General features: G+C 59.7%; 20 protein-coding genes, 1 other RNA gene and 1 pseudogene. 13 read left to right on the top strand and 9 right to left on the bottom strand.

Annotated elements, in window-relative coordinates:
• Window positions 1-16: 16 nt before the first annotated feature.
• The 5 genes from carA to grpE all read right to left on the bottom strand — a co-directional run bounded on the left by carA (window position 17) and on the right by grpE (window position 6249).
• Window positions 17-1153 (bottom strand): glutamine-hydrolyzing carbamoyl-phosphate synthase small subunit, encoded by a 1137-nt coding sequence (gene carA, locus TU75_RS24155; RefSeq protein WP_003235052.1) that lies wholly within the window; start codon window positions 1151-1153, stop codon window positions 17-19.
• 258 nt (window positions 1154-1411) lie between these two features.
• Complete coding sequence (dapB, locus tag TU75_RS24150; protein WP_060550384.1) at window positions 1412-2218, bottom strand: 4-hydroxy-tetrahydrodipicolinate reductase; 807 nt, start codon at window positions 2216-2218, stop codon at window positions 1412-1414.
• A 9-nt stretch (window positions 2219-2227) separates the two neighbouring features.
• Window positions 2228-3352, bottom strand: a complete 1125-nt coding sequence (gene dnaJ, locus TU75_RS24145; protein ID WP_003235057.1) for a molecular chaperone DnaJ — start codon at window positions 3350-3352, stop codon at window positions 2228-2230.
• 317 nt (window positions 3353-3669) lie between these two features.
• The gene (dnaK, locus tag TU75_RS24140; RefSeq protein WP_003235059.1) at window positions 3670-5586 is read right to left on the bottom strand and encodes a molecular chaperone DnaK; all 1917 of its coding nucleotides are present in this window, start codon (window positions 5584-5586) and stop codon (window positions 3670-3672) included.
• A 102-nt stretch (window positions 5587-5688) separates the two neighbouring features.
• Window positions 5689-6249 carry a nucleotide exchange factor GrpE gene (grpE, locus tag TU75_RS24135; protein ID WP_003235061.1) on the bottom strand — a complete coding sequence of 187 codons (561 nt, stop codon included), beginning with the start codon at window positions 6247-6249 and terminating at the stop codon, window positions 5689-5691.
• Window positions 6250-6503: 254 nt separating this feature from the next.
• Between grpE and recN the strand changes: the two genes are divergently transcribed.
• A complete protein-coding gene (gene recN, locus TU75_RS24130) occupies window positions 6504-8177 on the top strand; it encodes a DNA repair protein RecN (protein WP_060550383.1) in 1674 nt (557 codons plus the stop codon).
• Window positions 8178-8263: 86 nt separating this feature from the next.
• On the opposite strand, the gene fur is transcribed toward recN, so the two are convergent.
• Window positions 8264-8668: a ferric iron uptake transcriptional regulator gene (gene fur / locus TU75_RS24125; RefSeq protein WP_003235066.1), complete on the bottom strand. Its 405-nt coding sequence runs from the start codon at window positions 8666-8668 to the stop codon at window positions 8264-8266.
• Window positions 8669-8766: 98 nt separating this feature from the next.
• Between fur and TU75_RS24120 the strand changes: the two genes are divergently transcribed.
• Entirely contained in the window at window positions 8767-9297 is a 531-nt protein-coding gene (locus tag TU75_RS24120) for an outer membrane protein assembly factor BamE (protein WP_003235067.1), read from the top strand.
• 63 nt (window positions 9298-9360) lie between these two features.
• Here TU75_RS24120 and TU75_RS24115 read toward each other — a convergent pair whose 3' ends face one another.
• Both TU75_RS24115 and TU75_RS24110 read right to left on the bottom strand, forming a co-directional pair.
• On the bottom strand, window positions 9361-9663 hold the full coding sequence (locus tag TU75_RS24115; protein ID WP_003235069.1) for an RnfH family protein: 303 nt from the start codon (window positions 9661-9663) through the stop codon (window positions 9361-9363).
• Entirely contained in the window at window positions 9656-10090 is a 435-nt protein-coding gene (locus tag TU75_RS24110; protein ID WP_003235071.1) for a type II toxin-antitoxin system RatA family toxin, read from the bottom strand. The genes TU75_RS24115 and TU75_RS24110 overlap by 8 nt, the downstream gene beginning before the upstream one ends.
• Before the next feature lie 167 nt (window positions 10091-10257).
• Between TU75_RS24110 and smpB the strand changes: the two genes are divergently transcribed.
• The 5 genes and pseudogenes from smpB to TU75_RS24085 form a co-directional block, all read left to right on the top strand.
• Window positions 10258-10740, top strand: coding sequence for an SsrA-binding protein SmpB (gene smpB / locus TU75_RS24105; protein ID WP_003235073.1), 483 nt, complete (start codon window positions 10258-10260; stop codon window positions 10738-10740).
• A 194-nt stretch (window positions 10741-10934) separates the two neighbouring features.
• Entirely contained in the window at window positions 10935-13745 is a 2811-nt protein-coding gene (locus TU75_RS24100; protein ID WP_060550382.1) for an FAD-binding and (Fe-S)-binding domain-containing protein, read from the top strand.
• Between the two features lie 135 nt (window positions 13746-13880).
• Complete coding sequence (locus TU75_RS24095; RefSeq protein ID WP_003235077.1) at window positions 13881-14162, top strand: hypothetical protein; 282 nt, start codon at window positions 13881-13883, stop codon at window positions 14160-14162.
• A 94-nt stretch (window positions 14163-14256) separates the two neighbouring features.
• Window positions 14257-14653, top strand: a transfer-messenger RNA (tmRNA) gene (gene ssrA / locus TU75_RS24090).
• 187 nt (window positions 14654-14840) lie between these two features.
• A pseudogene (locus TU75_RS24085) lies at window positions 14841-15374 on the top strand (integrase arm-type DNA-binding domain-containing protein); the annotation flags it as partial.
• 49 nt (window positions 15375-15423) lie between these two features.
• On the opposite strand, the gene TU75_RS24080 reads toward TU75_RS24085, so the two are convergent.
• Entirely contained in the window at window positions 15424-16089 is a 666-nt protein-coding gene (locus TU75_RS24080; RefSeq protein WP_082630561.1) for a GntR family transcriptional regulator, read from the bottom strand.
• 255 nt (window positions 16090-16344) lie between these two features.
• On the opposite strand from TU75_RS24080, the gene TU75_RS24075 reads away from it, so the two are divergent.
• From TU75_RS24075 to TU75_RS24050, 6 genes are all read left to right on the top strand, one after another.
• A complete protein-coding gene (locus tag TU75_RS24075; protein ID WP_003235119.1) occupies window positions 16345-17577 on the top strand; it encodes an NRAMP family divalent metal transporter in 1233 nt (410 codons plus the stop codon).
• A gap of 21 nt (window positions 17578-17598) precedes the next feature.
• Complete coding sequence (locus TU75_RS24070; RefSeq protein ID WP_060550380.1) at window positions 17599-18369, top strand: LamB/YcsF family protein; 771 nt, start codon at window positions 17599-17601, stop codon at window positions 18367-18369.
• Window positions 18366-19172 carry a putative hydro-lyase gene (locus tag TU75_RS24065; RefSeq protein WP_060550379.1) on the top strand — a complete coding sequence of 269 codons (807 nt, stop codon included), beginning with the start codon at window positions 18366-18368 and terminating at the stop codon, window positions 19170-19172. Before TU75_RS24070 ends, TU75_RS24065 begins: the two co-directional genes overlap by 4 nt.
• A gap of 9 nt (window positions 19173-19181) precedes the next feature.
• Window positions 19182-20801 (top strand): 5-oxoprolinase subunit B/C family protein, encoded by a 1620-nt coding sequence (locus TU75_RS24060; protein WP_060550378.1) that lies wholly within the window; start codon window positions 19182-19184, stop codon window positions 20799-20801.
• Window positions 20798-22531: an acetyl/propionyl/methylcrotonyl-CoA carboxylase subunit alpha gene (locus TU75_RS24055; RefSeq protein WP_060550377.1), complete on the top strand. Its 1734-nt coding sequence runs from the start codon at window positions 20798-20800 to the stop codon at window positions 22529-22531. Before TU75_RS24060 ends, TU75_RS24055 begins: the two co-directional genes overlap by 4 nt.
• A gap of 300 nt (window positions 22532-22831) precedes the next feature.
• Window positions 22832-23491: an NYN domain-containing protein gene (locus TU75_RS24050; protein ID WP_231981897.1), complete on the top strand. Its 660-nt coding sequence runs from the start codon at window positions 22832-22834 to the stop codon at window positions 23489-23491.
• Window positions 23492-23648: the final 157 nt, after the last annotated feature.

Below are 23648 nucleotides of genomic sequence, written 5' to 3'. Positions count from 1 at the left end.
CCCGCTGGCCGCTCAGTCAGCGTCGCTTGGCCATTTCATTGATGAAACGATCGAACAGCGGCGCTACGTCGTTCGGGCCCGGGCTCGCTTCAGGGTGGCCCTGGAAGCTGAACGCGCTCTTGTCAGTGCGCTCGATGCCTTGCAGGGAACCGTCGAACAGCGACTTGTGAATTGCGCGCACGTTGCTCGGCAACGTCGCCTCATCCACCGCAAAACCGTGGTTCTGGCTGGTGATCATCACAATGCCAGTGTCCAGGTCTTGCACCGGGTGGTTGGCACCGTGATGACCGTGACCCATTTTCAGGGTCTTGGCGCCGGAGGCCAGGGCCAGCAGCTGGTGGCCCAGGCAGATGCCGAACACCGGAATCTCGGTTTCCAGCACATCCTTGATGGCCTGGATCGCGTAGTCGCAAGGCTCGGGGTCGCCCGGACCGTTGGACAGGAACACGCCGTCCGGTTGCAGGGCCAGCACGTCGCTGGCCGGGGTTTGCGCCGGCACCACCGTCACGCGGCAGCCACGCTCGACCAGCATGCGCAGGATGTTGTACTTCACGCCGTAGTCGTAAGCGACTACGTGATAAGGCAGCTCGGCGGCGTCGATGGTCGCGTGGCTGTCGGTCTTCAAGTCCCAGACCGTGGAGCGCCACTCGTACTTCTCTTTGACGCTGACGACTTTTGCCAGGTCCATGCCTTTGAGGCCTGGGAAGCCCTGGGCTGCGGCAATCGCCGCCTCTTCGGAAATATTGTCACCGACCATGATGCAGCCGTTCTGCGAGCCTTTTTCACGCAGGATGCGCGTGAGGCGGCGCGTATCGATACCGGCGATTGCCACAACATTGTTGGCTTTCAGGTAATCGGACAGCGACATCGTGTTACGCCAGTTGCTCGCTACCAGCGGCAGGTCACGAATGACCAGACCGGCCGACCAGACACGATCAGACTCGACGTCTTCCGGTGTGGTACCGGTGTTGCCGATGTGCGGATAGGTCAGAGTAACGATCTGTTGGGCGTAGGAAGGATCGGTAAGGATTTCCTGATAGCCGGTCATGGCAGTGTTAAACACTACCTCTCCAACGGTCTGACCGTCGGCTCCAATGGCTTCGCCGCGAAAAATGCTGCCATCAGCAAGGGCGAGTATGGCTGGCTTAGTCAAGAAGACCTCCCGTAAATAAAGCCTGAAAGGGCGATCGCAGGTTGTAAAAAAGCGGAGTGACGTATGGACACGTCACCCCGCTTCTTCACTGAATTATTCTGCGCGCTTTTAGTGAACACACTAAAGCTGTAGGTTACAGAAAAAGGCTTTTTGGGTCCACCGCTAATAAGCCTTGAAGGCAGGAGAATGCGACAGGGCGTCGCTTAGCGGGTAAAACGGAGCCCAGGAATAGTCCCGAGCCCCTTTTTTGGCTACGGCTCAGTGCAGGTCCAGCACGTCGCGCATGTCGTAAAGGCCAGGCTCACGACCCTCCAGCCAGAGCGCAGCACGTACGGCGCCCTTGGCAAACGTCATACGACTGGAGGCTTTGTGCGTGATCTCCAGCCGCTCACCTTCGGTGGCGAACAACACGGTGTGATCACCTACCACATCCCCACCACGAACGGTGGCGAAACCAATCGTGTCACGCGCGCGCGCGCCGGTATGGCCTTCACGCCCATAGACCGCGACCTTCGACAAGTCACGACCCAAGGCATCGGCAATCGCCTCACCCATGCGCAACGCAGTACCCGATGGCGCGTCGATCTTGTGACGATGATGGGTTTCGATGATCTCGATATCCGCCTCATCACCCAGCACGCGCGCCGCCAGATCCAGCAACTTAAGCGACAGGTTCACGCCCACGCTGAAATTGGCCGCGAAGACCACCGGAATATCCCTGCCCGCCTCCACCAGCAACTGCTTCTGCTCGGCGCTGAGGCCCGTGGTGCCAATCACCATGGCCTTGCCCGCCCTGCGGCAGAACGCCAGGTTTTTCAGCATCACATCCGGCAGCGTAAAGTCGATCAGTACGTCGAACTCTTCAGCCACCTGCTCCAGGTTGCCGGACAGCGACACACCGATGCGCCCCAGCGAGGCCAGCTCACCGGCGTCCGCGCCGATCAGCGTACTGCCCGGACGCACAATCGCCGCAGTCAGCCCCGATGCCGGCGAGCGCTGCTGCACCGCCTCGACCAACGTCTTGCCCATGCGCCCGGCAGCGCCCATCACGGCTATACGTCGCATACTCATTCCTTACAGATCGCCGAAAAAGCGCTTCACACCATCGAAGAAACCCGTGGTCTTCGGCGAGTGGGAGTCGTCGCCCTCCAGCGAGCTGCGGAACTCTTCCAACAGCTCACGCTGGCGACGGCCCAGATTGACCGGAGTTTCTACCGCAACACGGCACATCAGGTCACCCGCACCGCCACCGCGCACCGGCGCAACGCCTTTGCCACGAATACGGAACTGCTTGCCGGTCTGGGTGCCTTCCGGGATCTTGAGTTTCACGCGACCATCGAGCGTCGGAATTTCCAACTCGCCACCCAACGCAGCGTCCACAAAGCTGATCGGCACTTCACAAAACAGGTGCTTGCCATCACGCTGGAAGATCGAGTGCTCACGCACGCTGATCACCACATACAGGTCGCCCGTAGGCCCACCCTGGGCACCCGCCTCGCCTTCGCCTGACAGACGAATGCGGTCACCGGTATCCACACCGGCCGGCACTTTCACGGAAAGGGTCTTGTACTCTTCGACACGCCCTTCGCCATGGCAGGAATCGCACGGATCGGAAATGATCTTGCCCTGACCATGGCAACGCGGGCAGGTCTGCTGCACCGAGAAGAAACCCTGCTGCATGCGCACCTGGCCAATGCCGCCACAGGTCGGACAGGTAATCGGCGAGGAGCCCTTCTTGGCACCCGAACCATCGCACGGCTTGCAGTTGACCAGCGTCGGCACACGGATATTGACGCTGGTACCGCGCACGGCTTCCTCAAGGTTCAGCTCAAGGGTGTAGCGCAAGTCGCTGCCACGCTGGGCGCCACCGCGCTGACCACCCCGGCCACCGCCAAAGAAGTCGCTGAATACATCACCGAAAATATCGGAGAAATTCTGCCCACCAAAGCCGGCACCGCCGCCGCCCATGCTCGGGTCGACGCCGGCATGACCGTACTGGTCGTACGCTGCACGCTTGTTAGGGTCCGACAGACATTCATAGGCCTCGTTGGCCTCCTTGAACATCTCTTCGGATTCCTTGCTGTCCGGATTACGGTCCGGGTGATGCTTCATCGCCAGGCGACGGTAGGCCTTTTTCAGGTCCGCCTCGCTGGAGCCACGCTCCACACCCAACACTTCGTAATAGTCACGCTTTGCCATAAGTCTTTGCACTCTTAAGGACGTTCGGCCAGACCCTCCTGAGCCTCGCCAAACTCGTTGAGCCCCAATACAGGCCCGGACCCAACTCACGTCAATTCAACGATCCTGGTCGTTACTGCTTTTTAGCCAGGCAACCGGCCAAAAGCGCGGTATTTATTGCTCGGAAAGCAGGAGCATTCCCGATCACACCGCCAGCATCCGAACGCTGTCGCATGCTGTAAAAATTCGCATACCCCAGACACGCCAACGCGGGAGCAAGCTCCCGCGCGGCGACATCCTACCAGTCACCGCTGGAAAGCGGTCAACCGGGCGACCTATTACTTCTGGTCTTTGACTTCTTCGAACTCGGCATCAACCACGTCATCGTGCTTGGCTTCAGGCTCTGCCTGCTGCGCAGCGCCTTCGGCTGGCTGACCTTGCTCGGCGTACATTTTCTGAGCAACCGGCGCGGAGACTTTCGACAGCTCCTCGACCTTCGCTTCGATCGCAGCCTTGTCGTCGCCTTTAACGGCAGCTTCCAGGGCAACCACGGCAGCTTCGATCGCGGCCTTCTCTTCAGCAGTCACTTTGTCGCCAGCGTCAGCGATCATTTTGCGAGTCGAGTGAACCAGCGCGTCACCCTGGTTACGGGCACCGGCCAGCTCTTCAAACTTCTTGTCCGCTTCGGCGTTGGTTTCAGCATCACGAATCATCTGTTGAATTTCTTCATCAGAAAGACCGGAGTTGGCCTTGATGGTGATCTTCTGCTCTTTGCCGGTGGCCTTGTCTTTCGCGCCAACGTGCAAGATACCGTTGGCGTCGATGTCGAAGGTCACTTCGATTTGCGGCACGCCACGTGGTGCTGGTGGAATCTCGGCCAGGTCGAACTTGCCCAGGGACTTGTTCTGCGCAGCCTGCTTACGCTCACCTTGCAGCACGTGAATGGTCACGGCGCCCTGGTTGTCATCGGCAGTCGAGAACACCTGGGATTTCTTGGTAGGAATCGTGGTGTTTTTCTCGATCAGCGCGGTCATCACGCCGCCCATGGTTTCGATACCCAGGGTCAGTGGGCTGACGTCCAGCAGCAATACGTCTTTAACGTCACCTGCCAATACCGCGCCCTGGATGGCAGCACCCATGGCCACTGCTTCGTCCGGGTTCACGTCCTTACGTGCTTCCTTGCCGAAGAACTCGGTCACCAGCTTCTGCACCAGCGGCATACGGGTCTGACCGCCGACGAGGATGACGTCGTTGATCGCGCCCACATCGATGCCGGAGTCTTTCAGCGCGATGCGGCAAGGTTCGATGGTGCGCTGAACCAGGTCTTCAACCAGCGCTTCGAGCTTGGAGCGCGAGATTTTCACGTTCAAGTGCTTTGGACCGGTAGCGTCTGCAGTGATGTACGGCAGGTTCACATCGGTCGACTGCGAAGAAGACAACTCGATCTTGGCTTTCTCGGCAGCCTCTTTCAGGCGCTGCATGGCCAGCGGGTCACCTTTGAGGTTCATACCGCTTTCTTTCTTGAATTCGTCGACGAGGTAGTCGATCAGACGAATGTCAAAGTCTTCACCACCCAGGAAGGTGTCGCCGTTGGTGGCCAACACTTCGAACTGGTGCTCGCCGTCAACTTCGGCAATCTCAATCACGGAAACGTCGAACGTACCGCCACCCAGGTCGTAAACGATCACGGTATGGTCGCCCTTGGCCTTGTCCATGCCGTAAGCCAAAGCAGCTGCGGTGGGTTCGTTGATGATACGTTTAACGTCAAGACCCGCGATGCGGCCGGCATCTTTGGTCGCCTGACGCTGGCTGTCGTTGAAGTAGGCCGGAACGGTGATCACCGCTTCGGTCACTGTTTCGCCCAGGTAATCTTCGGCAGTCTTCTTCATCTTCTTCAAGATTTCAGCCGAGATTTGCGGCGGCGACATTTTCTGGCCGTTTACTTCAACCCAGGCGTCACCATTGTCAGCCTTGGCAATTTTGTACGGCACCATCTTGATGTCTTTCTGTACGACTTCTTCGTCGAACTTGCGACCGATCAGGCGCTTGACCGCGTACAGGGTGTTGTGCGGGTTGGTCACAGCCTGACGCTTGGCCGACTGACCCACCAGAATTTCGCCATCGTTGGCGTAAGCGATGATCGACGGCGTGGTACGCGCGCCTTCGGCGTTCTCGATAACTTTAGCTACGCCGTTTTCCAGCACGGAGACGCAGGAGTTGGTGGTCCCCAGGTCGATACCGATAATTTTGCCCATGATTTACTCTCCCGAAACTTGAATTTGGATGCCGCAGCAGTGGTGGCTATCTGCGGTAGCACTTAAACGCTTGACTTATAAATGGGGGCCTTGCGGCGGATTTCAAGCCTGCTCATCAATAGAAGGTGCAGCCGGTGCAGGCGCCTTGCTAACCACCACCATTGCCGGGCGCAGCAAGCGACCGTTAAGTTGGTAACCCTTCTGGAACACCTTCAATACGCTGTTAGGCTCCAGGTCGTGGCTTTCCTGCATGGCCATGGCCTGGTGATGCTCGGCGTTGAACGGCTCGCCGCCTTGCGGATCGATGGCTTCCAACTGATAACGCTTCAGGGTGTCCTGGAACATTTTCAGGGTCAGTTCGATACCTTCGCGCATCGGGCGGATGTTTTCGTCGTCCGGATTGGACAATTCAAGCCCACGCTCCAGGCTGTCGATGATCGGCAGCAGGTCGTTGGCGAATTTTTCCAGCGCAAATTTATGAGCCTTTTCCACATCCTGCTCGGCGCGGCGGCGGACGTTCTGCAGGTCGGCGGCAACACGCAGAGACTGGTCCTGCGCGGCGACCAATTGCTCTTCGAGCACTTGCACACGAGTCGCCAGTTCATCGCCGACAGCCGAATTGGCGTCTGGCGCTTGCGTATCCTGCGTCTGTTCGTCAGCCATAGATTTCTCCTTTCAAAATCATGCGCGAACTCAACTCGCGCTTCTGTTCCGGTATATGGGGCCACAATTTTCAGGTTCAAGAGCGCGGTCGTTACCAAAAGTCTTTCGTGCACTCACGCGCACGTCCTGCGCATTCATTCTCCATTGCGCTAAAAAAAACGATTGACCAAGCAAATCGAGCTAAGCAGGAGGATTGTCAGCCCTGAATAAAACACTGTATAAATAACCAGACCTAAAGCCTGGGAGCGGCCGTCATGCTCGTGCACCTGTCCGTACACAACTACGCCATCGTTGAACACCTGGATCTTGAACTGGATCGCGGGATGAGCGTAATCACAGGCGAAACCGGCGCCGGCAAGTCGATCATGCTCGACGCCCTGGGCCTGACGCTCGGCGACCGTGCCGACAGTGGCGTGGTGCGCCCCGGCGCAGACAAGGCCGACATATTGGCGACCTTCGACCTGGCGGACATCCCCGAGGCAGAAACCTGGCTGGCCGAACGCGACCTGAACCATGAAGGCCCCTGCATTTTGCGCAGGGTCATCACGGCCGAAGGGCGTTCGCGCGGCTATATCAATGGCACGCCCTGCCCCCTCGGCGACTTGAAGGCCCTGGGTGAATTGCTGATCGATATCCACAGTCAGCATGAACATCAGTCGCTGCTGAAAACCGATACCCACCGCCGGCTGCTCGACGAATACGCAGGCGCCACCGAGCTGGCGCGCCAGGTCCAACTGGCCGCTCAACGCTGGCGCCAGACCCGTCAGGAGCTGGAGCGCCTTTCCAATTCCGGCGACGAGCAGCGTGCTCGCCATCAGTTGCTCAGCTATCAGCTCGAAGAACTGGAAAGCCTGAGTCTTGGCGAAAGCGAACTGGAACAGCTGGAACAGGAACACAAGAACCTCACCAACGCCGAAACCCTGCTGGGCATATGCCGCCAGGTGGTAGAGCAATGCAGCGAAAGTGATTCTGGCAACGTACTGAACGCACTCACGGCGAGCCTCAATCGGCTTTCCAGCGTCAACAACGCATCCGGCTCGCTAAACGAAGCCACTACCCTGCTCACCAGTGCGCAGATCCAGGTAGAGGAGGCCGTGGGCGAACTCAACCGCTTCCTCGACCACTTCGATGCCGACCCTGCACGCCTGCAGCAAATCGAAGAACGCCTGGACACTATCTATACCCTGGCGCGCAAACATCGCATCCAGCCGACCGAAGTGGCCGCGATGCAACAGAAACTGATGGATGAAATCGAGACTCTGAACGCCAATGATGAATCCATTGAGCGACTGGGCGAGGAACTCGCTTCGTTCGCCCGGCATTATAAGGAAAAGGCAAAGGAGCTGAGCGAGCTTCGCCAGCAGGCATCTACCCGCCTGGCCGGCGCAGTGGAACAAGAGATCCAGCGATTGGGCATGCCGGGCGGCCGCTTCGTGATCGAGCTTCGCGCCAATGCCAACAACGAACTGCAGCCCCATGGCCTGGAGCAGGTGGAACTGCTGGTCAGCGCCAACCCAGGGCAACCGCTCAAGGCACTGGCAAAAGTGGCATCGGGTGGTGAGTTGTCACGCATCAGCCTGGCGATCCAGGTCATCACGGCCCAAACCTCACGCGTACCGACGCTGGTGTTCGACGAAGTGGACGTGGGGATCGGCGGGCCGACCGCAGAGATTGTTGGTCAACTGTTGCGTCGGCTTGGGGATCGCGGCCAAGTGCTAACCGTGACCCACTTGCCGCAAGTGGCCGCCCAGGGTCATCAGCATTTGTTTGTACACAAGGTTCGAGGCAGTGATGCGACTCATACGGCCGTGTCCAAGTTGAACAAATCAGAGCGTGTGGAAGAAGTGGCGCGGATGCTTGGAGGCATCGACTTGACCAAGGAGTCTCTGGCTCACGCGAAAAAAATGGTGGTGGCGGCCAAAGCTTGAGCTGAGGTTTTCTTCCTTATAGAAAGCACGAAGGCGACCCTTGGGTCGCCTTCAATCGTTTTGCAGAACGAAATCTGCAGCGATTTTTACTTTTTCTTACGTATGTAGAGCACCAGATTGTGATCAACCAGATCGAAGCCATGGTCCTCAGCAATCTTGTGCTGCAGGGCTTCGATTTCCGGACTGGTGAACTCGATAACCTCATTGGTATCCAGGTCAACCATGTGGTCGTGATGACCACCGTCAGCCAGTTCGAACACTGCATGACCGCCGTCGAAATTATGGCGAACCACCAGCCCTGCGGCTTCAAACTGAGTCAGCACACGGTAAACCGTGGCCAGGCCTACGTCCTCGTTAGACTCCATCAGTGCCTTGTAAACATCCTCGGCACTCATGTGGCGTTGCTCTGCAGAATCGAGCATTTGTAGAATCTTGACTCGAGGCAGAGTCACTTTGAGACCGGCTTTGCGTAGTTCGCTATTTTCAACCATGGTTAGCTTTCTCGCGGATGCTGCTTCGCAGCTTCTCTTAATACGGGTATGATCGGCGTTTACGTTGTCCCAGCCAAGATAGTGGAAGTCGCCCACCGATGCAAAACACCAAGCTCTTGCTAACCAGTTTCACCTTTGTGGGACTGCTCGCACTCGCCGGTTGTTCATTCCCCGGGGTTTACAAAATCGACATCCAGCAGGGCAATGTCGTCACGCAGGACATGATAGACCAGTTACGCCCCGGAATGACCCGACGGCAAGTACGGTTTATCATGGGTAATCCCCTGCTGACCGACACTTTCCATGCCGATCGCTGGGATTATCTGTACAGCCTTCAACCGGGTGGCGGGGAACGCCAGCAGGAACGCGTCAGCGTCATTTTCAATGGCAATGATCAGCTCGTCAGCCTTTCCGGTGACTTCATGCCTGGCGTGAGCCGTGATGAAGCCCTGCTCGGCAAGGACAGCGCCAATGCGCCCGTGCCGGCTCCCGCGCAGCAAACCGAACAGCCCAAGTCTGAAGTACCAGCCAAGCCTGGCTCTTTGCTGGACAAGATCCAGAAAGACGTCGACGGCGTGGAAACCGTTCCAGTCCCGTCGCCACAGCCTCTGGACACCAGCCCGCAATAAAAACGCGGCGCTCGATAAAAAGCCCGGCATGCCGGGCTTCTTTTTGCCTGTCAAATGGCAAGCCTAGCTGTTTTGCTGCCTGGCCAGCGCAGCCTTGGCCGCTCGCAGCCTGCGTACTTCCTTGGGGTCTGCCAGCAGTGGGCGATATAGCTCGATGCGGTCACCCGACTGCACAGCACGCGTTTCGGCGTCCGCCACCACCTTGCCGAAAATACCCAAGGGGCAGTCGGCGAGCTCCACTTCAGGAAACTGCGCAGCCATTCCAGACGCTTGTACAGCGGCACGCAGACTGGTACCCACCGGCACGCTCACAGCCAGTAACACCTGACGCTCGGCAGTGGCATACACCACTTCAATCTCAACCATGCAGTTGCTTGGCTCGCTCACAGAAGGCATCGACCAACGTATTTGCCGCCTGATTGAACAATGGCCCCAACGTCGCCCGTACAATCGGTCCTGCGTAATCAAAGGACAGATCCAGGCTGATCTTGCAGGCCTTCTCGGTCAATGCCTTGAACACCCACACCCCATGCAACTGTGTAAAAGGGCCTTCCTGCAGATTCATTTCGATGGATTTGCCAGGCACCAGAATATTGCGCGTGACAAAGTGCTGGCTAAGGCCGCCCTTGGCGACGCCAACACTGGCGACCATGTACTCGTCACTGCCTTCCAGCACTTCGGCGGTCGAGCACCAAGGTAGAAACTCCGGGTAACGCGCCACGTCGTTGACCAGGTCATAGAGCGCCTGCGCCGGATAAGGCAGCAGGGCCGAACGTTGAATATGCGTCGTCATGTGAGCGTTATTTCCACTGCTGAGACAAACATCGCGAAAAAAACAGCCCGATCCGCGAGAGAAAAAAACCAAAGAACTGCCCGCATTGTCCGGGATTCGCTCAACACGCTCAAGCACGCAGCTTGACCGTAGCCGACTCGCTCGCAACTCCCTATAATGCCGCCCCTATGGCTAAACAAAAGAAACACCCTACAGGGACCATCGCGCAAAATAAAAAGGCGCGACACGATTACTTCATCGAACATCGTTTCGAGGCTGGTCTGGTCCTGGCCGGCTGGGAAGTAAAAAGTCTGCGCGCCAGCAAGCTGCAACTGGTCGACAGCTATGTGCTGCTCAAGGATGGCGAGGCGTGGCTGCTCGGCAGTCATATCACCCCGCTGACCACCGCGAGCACTCACGTGATTGCCGACCCGGTACGCACACGCAAGCTGTTGCTCAACGCCCGCGAACTGGAAAAGCTCGCCGCTGCCGTGCAACAGAAAGGCTACGCTTGCATCTGCCTGTCTTGGTACTGGAGCAAGCACCTGGTCAAGTGCGAGATCGCGTTGGGCAAGGGCAAGAAAGAATACGACAAGCGTGACACCGAGCGCGAGCGCGACTCCAACCGCGAGCTGCATCGCGCCGTGCGCAACAAGGGCAAGGAAGACTAACCTTGTCACCTGTAGCCTCGGGAACCTCCCGTGGCTACAGGCCCACGCGTGGAACCTCCCACAGACCCCTCCCAATAAAGCCCCCATCACGCCAGCGCACGCTTGCCTTCACCGGTATGCTGATGATCTGTACGTAATAGGATAGGAATCGACACCGTAAAGCGTCTGCGGTGTCCGCTATTTTTGGAGGAGCGATGAGTCTGCCTGCTGCTTTCCTGAGCGATATCGCACAGCTGATCCCGAAAAATCGGCGTTTCGACGACCCTCTTTCGACCCTCGCCTTCGGCACCGATGCCAGTTTCTACCGACTAATCCCACAGTTGGTGATCCGCGTCGAGTCGGAAGACGAAGTGGTTGCGCTGTTGCAATGGGCACAACGCGATGGCGTGCCAGTGACCTTTCGCGCCGCAGGCACCAGCTTGTCCGGGCAGGCCATCAGCGATTCGGTGCTGATCGTTCTGGGCGACAATTGGAACGGCCGCGAGATTCGTGGGCAGGGCATGCAAATCCGCCTACAGCCCGGCGTAATCGGCGCCCAGGCCAACGCTTGGCTCGCTCCATTCGGGCGCAAGATCGGGCCGGACCCGGCGTCAATCCAGGCCTGCAAAATCGGCGGCATCGTCGCCAACAACTCCAGCGGCATGTGCTGCGGTACAGCGCAGAACACCTATCACACCCTCGCTGGCATTCGCCTGGTGCTGGCCGACGGCAGCCGCCTGGACACAGAAGACGCGGCAAGCATTACGGTATTTCGCAATCGACACGGCGCGCTGCTTGAGCGTCTGGCGACACTCGGTCGCCAGACGCGGGCGAATACCGAATTGGCCGCACGCATCCGCCATAAATACCGTCTGAAAAACACCACAGGCCTGTCACTCAACACCCTGGTTGACTTTGATGACCCGCTGGAGATCCTCAGCCACTTGCTGGTGGGCTCCGAAGGCACCCTGGGCTTTATCAGCGCCGTGACCTACAACACGGTAGTCGACCGCCCGAACAAAGCGTCGGCGCTGATCGTGTTCCCGAATGTCGAGACCTGCTGCAACGCCGTAACCGTCCTGAAAACCCAGCCAGTCTCCGCCGTGGAACTGCTGGACCGACGCAGCCTGCGCTCGGTGCAAAACAAGCCAGGCATGCCCGCATTCGTACAGCACCTGTCGAAATCGGCCTGCGCCTTATTGATCGAATCCCGCGCAGCATCGCCTTCATTACTTCGTGAGCAACTGGCGCTGATCATGAAGGCCCTGGCCTGCTTTGCGGTTGAAAAACAGATCGACTTCACCGAAGACCCCGTGGAAAACGCCCGGCTGTGGGCCATTCGCAAAGACACCTTCCCCGCCGTCGGCGCGGTGCGCAAGACCGGCACCACCGTCATCATCGAAGACGTGACCTTCCCGGTCGAGCAACTGGCCATCGGGGTAAACCGCCTGATCGCGCTGTTCGACAAACATCACTACGACGAAGCCATCCTGTTCGGACACGCCTTGGAGGGCAATCTGCACTTCGTGTTTACCCAAGGCTTCAATAGCGCGGAAGAAATCACACGTTATCAAGCGTTCATGGATGACGTGGCACAGTTAGTGGCCGTGGAGTTCGGCGGCTCGCTGAAGGCCGAGCACGGCACCGGCCGCAACATGGCGCCATTCGTCGAGCTGGAATGGGGCCGCGAAGCCTATCAACTGATGTGGCAGCTCAAGCGCCTGCTGGACCCCAACGGCATTCTCAACCCGGATGTAGTGCTCAGCGAAGACCCGCAAATCCACCTCAAGCACCTCAAGCCCCTGCCGGCCGCCGACGAGCTTGTGGATAAGTGTATCGAATGCGGATTTTGCGAGCCGGTGTGCCCGTCGAAAGGCCTGACCTTGAGCCCGCGCCAGCGCATCGTGATCTGGCGTGACATCCAGGCCAGGAAACGCGCGGGCGTGGATACCGCCGAAGTCGAAGCCGCTTTCCAGTACCAAGGCATCGATACCTGCGCCGCCACCGGGTTGTGCGCCCAGCGCTGCCCTGTAGGTATCAATACCGGTGACCTGATGGAAAAGCTGCGCAGCCGAGACGCCGACCGTACGAAAACTGCCGAATGGCTTGCCACCCATTTCGCCACTGCGCTGCAGGGCGTGCGCTTCACCCTGCATGTCGCCAACGGCGCGCGCATGCTATTGGGCGCCCCGCGCCTGGCAAAGTTGTCGGCGCAGATGAGCAGACTGTCCAAGGGGCAGGTCCCGCAGTGGACCAACGCCATGCCACAACCGGAAAAAGCCATTCGCTTCAACCCCGCAGTCACCGACGAACGTCCGCGCGTGGTTTACCTCGCCGCTTGCGTCTCACGCGCGATGGCTCCGTCGGCTGCAGATAAAGAGCAAATGTCGCTGTACGAAAAAACCCGCAGCCTGCTGGAAAAAGCCGGTTACCAAGTCGTCATCCCCGAGAACCTCGAAAGCCTGTGCTGTGGCCAACCCTTCGCCTCCAAAGGCTACGCCGAACAGGCCGATCACAAGCGTCAGGAACTGATCGGCGCCCTGCTCCAGGCCAGCCGTGGCGGTCTCGATCCAATCTACTGCGACACCAGCCCATGCACCTTGCGCTTGGTGCAAAACCCCGGCGAAACACGCCTGGACCTGTACGACCCCGTACGATTTATCCGCACCCACCTGATGGATCGCCTCGACTTCACACCCCAGCAAGCGCCAATCGCCGTGCACGTCACCTGCAGCACCCAACACCTGGGCGAAGGCCAGGCACTGATCGACCTGGCCCGACGCTGCGCCAACACCGTGGTCATCCCGGAAGGTATCCACTGCTGCGGCTTTGCCGGCGACAAAGGCTTCACCACGCCAGAGCTGAACGCCCACGCCCTGCGCTCACTCAAGAGGGCAGTGCATTCTTGCAGTGAAGGCATTTCAACCAGCCGAACCTGCGAGATCGGCCTGAGCCAGCACGGCGGCATCGACTACCACGGGTTGGTGTACCTCGTTGATCGAGTCACAAAGGCACGCGCACATTAAACGCGCAAAAAATAGAACCCCTGCGCGCCGGCGTAGTCATCTGCATAGGCCTCGACGAACGAGGCTCATCAGTGATGTCGCTGGCAGCCGTTCAACGCCAGTAGCGTCGAGCCCCTTTGCGCAAGGAGATACCCCATGAAGCGTTCCGCTCTTGCTGGCTTGTTTGTAACCGCTGCGATGCTGGCCTCCCCTGTGTTCGCCGCGGGTAATGACGCAGACCTGTGCCAGATCAACCTCGACAAAATCAACAACGGCAAAGCCCTGCTCGCCACCGACACCAGCGGCAAAAGCGGCGAAATCGACACCGCCGTCTCCCAGGCCAAGGCTGCTCATGCGGCGGGCGATGACAAGAAGTGCATCGAGATCAGCTCCAAGGCCCTGCAGGACCTGCAAAACAGCGACAAAGGCGGTCAGTAAGCGATAGGGCCAACCTTCGGGTTGGCCTTCCGTGACCATTTGGCGTACACTGCACAGGCTTGTCACTCACTAAGAAACAACGAGTTACAAGCACGGGGCCGTTTAGGATTCGACGCCGGTCGCGAAACTTTAGGTGCATGCCGAGTTGGTAACAGAACTCGTAAATCCACTGTTGCAACTTCTTATAGTTGCCAATGACGAAAACTACGGCCAGGAATTCGCTCTCGCTGCGTAAGCAGCCTTAGCCCTGAGCTTCTGGTACCTTCGGGTCCAGCAATCACCAGGGGATGTCTGTAAACCCAAAGTGATTGTCATATAGAACAGAATCGCCGTGCAGTACGTTGTGGACGAAGCGGCTAAAACTTACACAACTCGCCCAAAGCACCCTGCCCTTCGGGTCGCTGAGGGTTAACTTAATAGAAACGGCTACGCATGTAGTACCGACAGCGGAGTACTGGCGGACGGGGGTTCAAATCCCCCCGGCTCCACCATTTGATCAATTAAAGACGTCCACGGACGTCTTTTTTTGTGCCTGAAATCCAGTGAAATCAAGGATTTAAGCGCTACTGGGCTCTGCAGAGGTTTTTTGAGTTCCAGCCGTTTGGGTATTCCAAATGGTATTCCAAGCCATCCGGTGCTATTTTTTGGAATACCAAAACGGTGTCAGAGGTAGCTCTCATGCCTGCTCCAGCCCTTCGCCTTTCCGACCGCCAGCTCAAGGCAGTCAAGGCAAAAGACAAGGATTACGTCCTCAGCGATGGTGACGGCCTTCAGCTCCGAGTCAGGAGCAATGGCTCGATGCTATGGAACTTCAACTACCGCGAGCCGGTAACCAAAAATCGTATCAATATGGGGCTGGGCACATACCCAGAGCTCTCGCTAGCGAACGCCAGGAAGAAAGTGGTGGAAGCACGCGAGCTGCTTGCACAAGGCATTGATCCCAAGGTGCAACGCAATGCACAGGACGAAGCCAAACGAGCGGAGACGGAACATACGTTCGAGAACGTGGCCACCGCCTGGTTCGAGCTGAAGAAGGACTCCGTCACGCCGGCGTACGCCGAAGACATTTGGCGATCGCTCACGCTGCATGTATTTCCAGACCTGAAAACAACGCCGCTCTCGAAAATTACCGCACCGATTGTCATCGAACTGCTTCGCCCAATCGAGGCCAAAGGCAGCCTCGAGACAGTGAAGCGATTGAGCCAACGGCTCATCATCTAAAGACGTCCACGGACGTCTTTTTTTGTGCCTGCAACCTCCCCTACCCCCTCCCCCTCCGCTCAAACGCCGCCAACACCGTCCGCTCCGACTGCACCAAATACCCCTCCAACATCACCACCGCATCCCCCGCGCGACCTTCCTCCACACATCGAAGTATCGAAGCATTCATATCCAGAAACGGCAGATGCAAAAACTGCGGATCATTAAGCAACCCAAACGCCAGCCGTAACTCAGCCGAGATCTGCCCGTAGAACACCAGCAGGCGCGGGCTGTCGGCGAGTTCGACGATGGCGGTGTGGAACGCCATGTTGGCCGTGCCCACCGCTACCCAGTCTTTGGCTTCGCGGGCGCGGGCGCCGGCTTCGACGGCTTGCTGCATGTGCAGGGCGCCGGGGTGTTGGGGGTAGCCTTGGGCGATGGCCTTGCATTCGATGAAGCGGCGCACGCGGTAGATGTCGATGATCGAGGCCATATCGGGCGCTGCGACGGTGACGCCGCGGTTGGGTTCGTGTTTGAGCAGTCCTTCGCGGGTCAGCACTCTGAATGCTTCTCTCAGGGTGTTGCGCGAAATATCCAGGGTGTCGGCCAGTGCGGCTTCGGACAGGCGTTGGCCGGGCACGAGTTCGCCTTCGACCAGCATTCTGCGTATTTCCTGGGTGATGGATTCTCCCAGCGTGCGAGGAAGAGTGGGAGCTGCGTCGTTCATAAGAAATCCAAGGTAGGAATAACCGCGCGGTTATTCCATCAGAGCTGGGTGCAAGGCACAAGGATGACGCAGGGAGCGTGCTTCATTAAGTAGCAGCTTGGGTGCCCTGGGTAACAATTGAGTGCATATGAATGACTCATCGATAGTCGATTGTTCAACAATAAATTCTTTATCAACCAACACTTAAGCACTGAAACATGGCTTCTGGCACACACATTGCTCAGTCGAGGTATCTCTCACCGTAGGAACGATGCCGTGACACAGACTCCTCAAGCGTTCACCAAAGACCGGCGCGCCTCTCTGGTGGCTGCGATTTTCATGATGGCGACGTCGGCCATCGGGCCAGGTTTCCTGACGCAGACGGCGACGTTCACGGCAACCCTCGGCGCGGCATTTGCGTTTGGCATCCTGGCGTCGATCCTGATCGACTTCGTGGTGCAGTTGAACGTCTGGCGCATCGTGTCGCTGACCCGGATGCGTGCAGCCGACCTGGCCAACGCGGCAATCCCCGGGAGTGGTTACCTGCTGACGTTGCTGGTGCTGTCCGGCGGTCTGGTGTTCATGCTGGGCAACATCGCCGGTGCGGGCCTGGGCTTGAATGCATTGACCGGTCTGGACCCCAAATGGGGCGGGGCATTGAGTGCGTTGCTTGCGATTGCGATTTTCTCGTCACATCGCGCCGGTATTGCCATGGACCGCATCATGATGGCGCTGGGCATTCTCAAGGTGTGCCTGATCCTGTTCGCAGCCTTCGCCACCCATCCGCCGTTGGGCGAGGCCCTGCGTCAATCGGTGTGGCCTGACTTCATCGACTTCGCCGCCATCACCACCATCGTCGGCGGCACGGTCGGCGGCTACATCACTTATGCCGGTGCGCACCGGCTGCTCGACCGGGGCACGGTGGGTGTGGAAAACATTGAAGCGGTTTCCAGGGCTGCACTGACAGGCATTCTGGTCACGGGTGTGGCGCGCTATGTGCTGTTCCTGGCGATACTCGGGGTGGTGGCCAGTGGCGTCGTCATCGATGTGTCCGGCCAGGGCGCCAACCCTGCGGCCCAGGCGTTCCATGCGGCGGCGGGTAATATCGGCATGATGATGTTCGGCCTGGTGCTGTGGGCGGCGGGGATCAGCAGTGTGATCGGCGCGTCGTACACGTCGATGTCCTTTATCACCGTGTTTTCAAAGCGCATCACCGAGCGTGTGCGTCATCTGGCCACCGTCGTGTTTATCGTCATTTCGCTGGCTGTTTATCTGATGCTGGGCAAACCACCGGCGGCGCTGCTGGTGTTCGCTGGCGGCTTCAACGGGCTGATCCTGCCGCTCGGCCTGAGCATCTTCATGTACGTGGGCTGGCGCCGCTCCGATCTCATGGACGGCTACCACTATCCTCGCTGGTTGCTGGTGCTTGGTATCCTGACCTGCCTGTTGTCGTGGTTCATGGCCTACAAATCGGCGGGTGCCATCTTTGCCTTTATCGGCGCGGCCTGATTTAACCGGAGGTAACCTTTGATGCGTGCAATTGATCTTAACAGCGACCTGGGAGAGAGCTTCGGCGCCTGGAGCATGGGCGACGACAGCGCGATGCTCGACGTGGTGACCAGCGCCAACGTTGCTTGCGGTTTTCATGCCGGCGACCCGGCCGGTATTCTGCGCACCTTGCAAGCCGCCGCCGCCAAAAACGTCACCATTGGCGCCCATGTGGCCTACCCGGACAAGGTCGGCTTCGGTCGCCGCAACATGGACCTGGCCAGCGATGAACTGACCGCCGACGTGATCTACCAGATCGGCGCGCTTCAAGGTTTGGCCAGGGCTGCCGGCACGTCGGTGCGCTATGTAAAACCCCATGGCGCGCTGTACAACACCATTGCCCATGACCGTCGCCAGGCGCTGGCAGTGATCGCCGCCATCCGCGCCATCGACCCCACGCTGATACTGGTGGCCCTGGCCGGTTCCACGCTGATCCAATGGGCGCGCGACGAGGGCTTGCAGTGTGTCGCCGAAGCCTTCGCCGACCGCGCCTACACGCCGCAAGGCACGCTGGTGTCGCGACGTGAACCGGGCGCGGTGCTGCACGATCCGAAGCTGGTGGCCCAACGCATGCTGCGCCTGGTCGAAGACGGCACCATTGAGGCCATTGATGGCACGCGCACCCGAATCGAGGCCGACTCCATCTGCGTACACGGCGACAGCCCCGCAGCCGTGGACATGGCCCGCGAACTGCGACGGGTGCTGGAGCAGGCCAACCTGTCCGTGCGGCCTTTTGCGGGAGATCGCCCATGAATGCGTTCGCCCGCGCCCGCGAGGCGGCCATTGGCGCTGCCCGGCAAGCCCGTAAAACCTACCGTGACGGGCTGATCACCCCCACAGCCGGTATTGCCCCGGGCATGACCCAGGCCAATCTGATCGCCCTGCCGCGCGAATGGGCCTACGACTTTCTGCTGTACGCCCAGCGCAATCCCAAAGCCTGTCCGGTCCTTGACGTCAGCGACGCGGGCAGCCCGAGCACGCTGCTGGCGCAAGGTGCAGACCTGCGCACCGACCTGCCCCTGTATCGCATCTGGCGGGACGGGAAAATGGTCGACGAAGTCAGCGATGCCACCCAGGCCTGGGCCGAGCACGACGACATGGTGGCGTTCCTGATCGGTTGCAGCTTCACCTTTGAAACCGCCTTGCAGGAAGCGGGCATCGAAGTGCGCCATATCGCCGATGGCTGCAACGTGCCCATGTACCGCACCCACCGTGCCTGCCGCCCGGCGGGACGCCTGCACGGTGAAATGGTCGTATCCATGCGCCCCATCCCGCCGGATCGCGTGGCCGAGGCCAGCGCAATCTCTGCGCGCTATCCCTCCGTCCACGGCGCTCCGGTGCACATCGGCGAGCCTGCGCTGCTGGGCATTCAGGATTTGAGCCGCCCCGATTTTGGCGACGCCGTGCGCATCGAGCCTGGCGAGGTTCCGGTGTTCTGGGCCTGCGGCGTGACGCCCCAGGCGGCAGTGGCGGCGTCGGGCGTGCCCTTCGCCATCACCCACGCGCCCGGCCATATGTTCATCACCGATGTGCCTGACAGCACTTACCACGTCTAGGAGTTTCCCGTGCGCTTTCTACCGGTCAACCTGGACACCCTGCTCGTCGAATTGAACGACCTTGACGAAACCCTGGCCCTGTTCGACGCCCTGATGGCGGAACCGATTGCCGGCGTGGAAGAAATCGTCCCCGCCGCGCGAACGCTGCTGATCCAGTTTCGCCCCAGCGCCATCGAGCGCCAGGCGCTGGTCGAGCGCATCGCCGGCCGGGACCTGAGCCAGCGCCGCGAAGGCGAGCAGCGCAGGGTGGAGATCCCCGTGCACTACAACGGCGAAGACTTCGACGAAGTCGCTACCCTGCTGGGCATCAGCCGCGCCGAAGTCATACAGCGGCACACCGCCCATGACTACAGCGTGGCCTTTTGTGGTTTCGCTCCGGGCTTTGCCTACCTCACCGGCGGGGCCGGTTTCCAGGTGCCGCGCCGGCAAACCCCGCGCACCCGCATACCGGCCGGCGCCGTGGCCCTGGCCGGGGACTTCAGCGGCGTCTACCCCCAGGCCAGCCCCGGCGGCTGGCAGATCATCGGCGTCACGCCGTTGCAGATGTGGGACCTGAACCGCGCCGAACCGGCCCTGCTGCGCCCTGGCTATAAAGTGCGATTCACCGACGCCGGCCCGCTCCCGGTTGGCGGCTTGCCCGCCCCCGCTGCCGCACCGCGTGCCGCCGACCCCGGCGGCGCCTGCCTGGAAATCATCAGCCCCGGGTTACACAGCGTGTTACAGGACATGGGCCGACCCGGCCAGACCGATCAGGGCGTGTCGCGTTCCGGCGCGCTGGACCTCGGCGCCCTGCGCGCGGCCAACCGCGCCGTGGGCAACCGCTCTGACATGGCTTGCGTGGAATCGGTACTCGGCGGCCTGAGCTTTGTTTGCCACGACCGCGCAGTGATCGCGGTCACTGGCGCACACACGCCCGTCACCGTTACCAGCGCCAGCGGCCTGCAATGGACAGCCGACAACTACCAGCCTGTCGAACTCGACGTGGGTGACCGGGTCAGCCTGGGCGCACCGTTGGCGGGGCTGCGCAGCTACCTGGCGATTCGTGGCGGCTTTGACGTCACGCCAGTGCTCGGCAGCCTGTCCACCGACACCCTGGCGCAGGTTGGCCCCCCGGCACTCGCCGTCGGCGACCGACTGGGCTTTACCCCTCGCACCACCGGCACCAGCGTGTCGCTGCAGGAAGCACCGGCCTTCGAACTGCCGACGGCGGCCGACATCGTCACCCTCGATGTGGTGATGGGGCCCCGCACCGACTGGTTTACCGAAGAGGCTGTGCAGCGCCTGAGCAGTCAGTTGTGGCGCGTCACCTCGCAGTCCAACCGCGTCGGCATTCGCCTGGCCGCAGACATGCCGCTCACGCGCAGCAACCATCAGGAATTGCCCAGCGAAGGCACTGCCGTCGGCGCCATCCAGGTCCCGGCCAGTGGGCAACCCGTGCTGTTTCTGGCAGACCACCCGCTGACCGGCGGCTACCCGGTGATCGCTGCCGTGGCCAGTCACCACCTGGACCTGGCCGGGCAGATACCGATCAACGCGCAGATTCGCTTCAACCCGCTGGGCGCCTTCAGCGACATCCAACCGCGCACAGATGCCTCTTTTTCAACTGCCGATGCGAAGAAAACCCCATGAAAAAATTATTGATCGCCAACCGTGGTGAAATCGCCGTCCGCATCGCCCGCGCCTGCCGTGACTATGGTGTGCAATCGGTTGCGGTGTACGCCGACGCCGACATCGACGCCCTGCACGTGCGTCAGGCCGACGAAGCCTACGCCCTGGAAGGCCAGCGCCCGGCAGACACCTATCTGAATATCGAAAAGCTCCTGGCCATCGCCAAACGCAGCGGCGCGGACGCCGTGCACCCAGGCTATGGTTTTCTGTCCGAGCGCGCCGACTTCGCCCGTGCGGTGATCAACGCAGGGCTGGTGTGGGTAGGACCGAATCCAGAGACCATCGACGTGCTGGGCGACAAGGTCCAAGCGCGCAAACTGGCGCAGCAGGTCGGCGCACCGCTGGTCGCCGGCACACCCGGCCCGGTCGAAAACGCGGCCCAGGTACTGGCGTTTGCCGAGCAGCACGGCCTGCCGATTGCCATCAAGGCCGCCTTTGGCGGTGGCGGACGCGGCATGAAAGTGGCCTGGCGCCTGGACGAGGTCGCCGAATTGTTCGCCTCGGCCGTGCGCGAAGCCGAAGCGGCGTTTGGTCGCGGAGAATGTTTCGTCGAGCAGTTCCTTGACCATCCTCGACACATTGAAGCGCAAGTTATCGCCGACAAACACGGCAAGGTCGTGGTGGTGGGCACGCGTGACTGTTCGCTGCAACGCCGCAACCAGAAGCTGGTGGAAGAAGCCCCCGCGCCCTTCATCAGCGACGCCCAGCGCGAGCGTATCCATCAGTCGGCCCACGCTATTTGCGCCAAGGCCGGTTACGTCGGCGCCGGCACGGTCGAGTTTCTGCTTAGCCAGGATGGCACGCTGTCGTTTCTGGAGGTCAATACGCGCCTTCAAGTCGAGCATCCGGTCACCGAAGAAACCACCGGCGTGGACCTTGTGATCGAGCAACTGCGCATCGCCGACGGCCTGCCCTTGTCGTTCAGCGAAACGCCGGTGCCGCGCGGCCACAGCTTTGAATTTCGCATCAACGCCGAAGACCCGGGCAAAGGCTTTTTGCCTACCCCCGGACACATAAGCGCGTTCCAGCCCCCTTCCGGCCCCGGCGTGCGCCTGGACAGCGGCGTGGTCAGTGGCTCGAACGTGCCCAGCACTTTCGATTCGATGATGGCCAAGCTCATCGTCAGCGGCGCCACCCGCGAACAGGCCATCGCCCGCGCCCGCCGCGCCCTGGCGGAATTCAACATCGAAGGCATCGCCTCGGTGCTGCCCTTCCACCGGGCCGTGATGGAACATGCCGACTTCACCGGCGCCGACCGGTTCGCCGTGCACACCCGCTGGATCGAGACCGACTTCGCCGAACAGATCACCCTCGCCCCGCGCAGCGCAGCGTCGGCCGACCCCGAGGTGCTGCGCACCTTCGTCGAAATCGACGGCAAACGCCACGAACTGGGCCTGCCCGCCGCCCTGCTGCGTGGCATCAGTCTGAACGGACCGGCCCCCGCCAGCGCCAGCCAAAGCGAAGTGGCAGACCCACAAGCGGTGCTGACGCCGGTAGCGGGCAACCTGCATGCCTGGGTCGTCAGCGACGGCGAATCGGTCAGCGCCGGCCAAGTGATCGCCGTGGTGGAAGCGATGAAAATGGAAACCTCGATCCTCGCTCCGTGTGCGGGCGATGTTCAGATTGTCAAACAGGCGGGTACTTACTTCGAGGCTGGCTGCGTGATTGGCCGTATCAGGACAGCCAATTGAGTTGAGCGCTGTGTTCATAGGCTGCACGTGCAACGGGTTGATAAGCCCGGTTACGCGTGCTTTCCACGGAGATCGGATTTTTCCTGCAAGATGCATAGCTGTTGGTGAACTGGCGTAAACCATACGACGACGATAGCCTTCATCGTCGCTGCAAAGAACGAATCCAGAACCGCCAGACATTCTTGCCCTTGACGTTAAAGCAAAGATTGAATAAAACCACTATCAGCTCAGTACAGCGCGCAGGCAATTGTTAGAACCTGCCCAGCAGTCCTGAGCTTTTTTTTGCCTGGAGAAAAGTGAGTGAAACGAATAGCCGTTCTTATCGATGGTGGTTTTTTCTTTCAACGCATTTTATTTTTCAGGCGAAAGTATTTCCGGGAAACCCTGTTGCCAAGCGCAGAGCAATTCGCTCAGATCCTCAGAAAGCTTGTGAAGCTTCATATTGAAGGTGAGCGATCCATGAGTGAGCTATACCGCGTTTATTACTATGACTGCCCTCCTCCAACACATCAGATACGTCTTCCGTTGATACCCGTAAATCACAAAACACCCGGCCATATCAATTTCAACACACACCCCCCGTATCAACTGAGGCGTGCTTTACACGAACAGTTACGTCGCACCAGGAAAACCGCGCTGAGGCTAGGTGAGCTCGCAAAAAGTGGCGAATGGAGTCTTAACTCGCACGCCCTCAAAGCCTTACTAAGGGGTGAAAAAAAGTGGGATGAACTGACCAATGAAGATTTTCATTACCACCTCGAGCAAAAATGCGTCGATACCAAGCTGGGCATGGATATCACTACCCTCGCCATGGACAGGCTGGTTGATGTCATTGTGCTGGTAGCTGGCGACTCTGATTTTGTCCCTGCTGCGAAGTTGGCCAGAATGAAAGGAATTGACTTTATCCTGGATCCTATGTGGGCCAATACATCCAGCAGCTTAAGTGAACATGTGGACTGAACGAGCCCCATGAAAGACAGGACACCGTTTCCCCTTACGATAAGGGATAGGCAAACGGTTATGTTTATGACTAATAGCAACGACAAGAGTGGGGAGCTTTTGGGCCAGGAGCGGCGGCGCCGCTGGAGCCCGGAGCAAAAACTGGCCATGGTTCGCG

This window comes from Pseudomonas poae (assembly GCF_001439785.1).
GTDB lineage: Bacteria > Pseudomonadota > Gammaproteobacteria > Pseudomonadales > Pseudomonadaceae > Aquipseudomonas > Aquipseudomonas poae.
The sequence above is the reverse complement of the archived record's forward strand: the minus strand, read 5'-3'. Positions and strand labels throughout refer to the sequence as shown.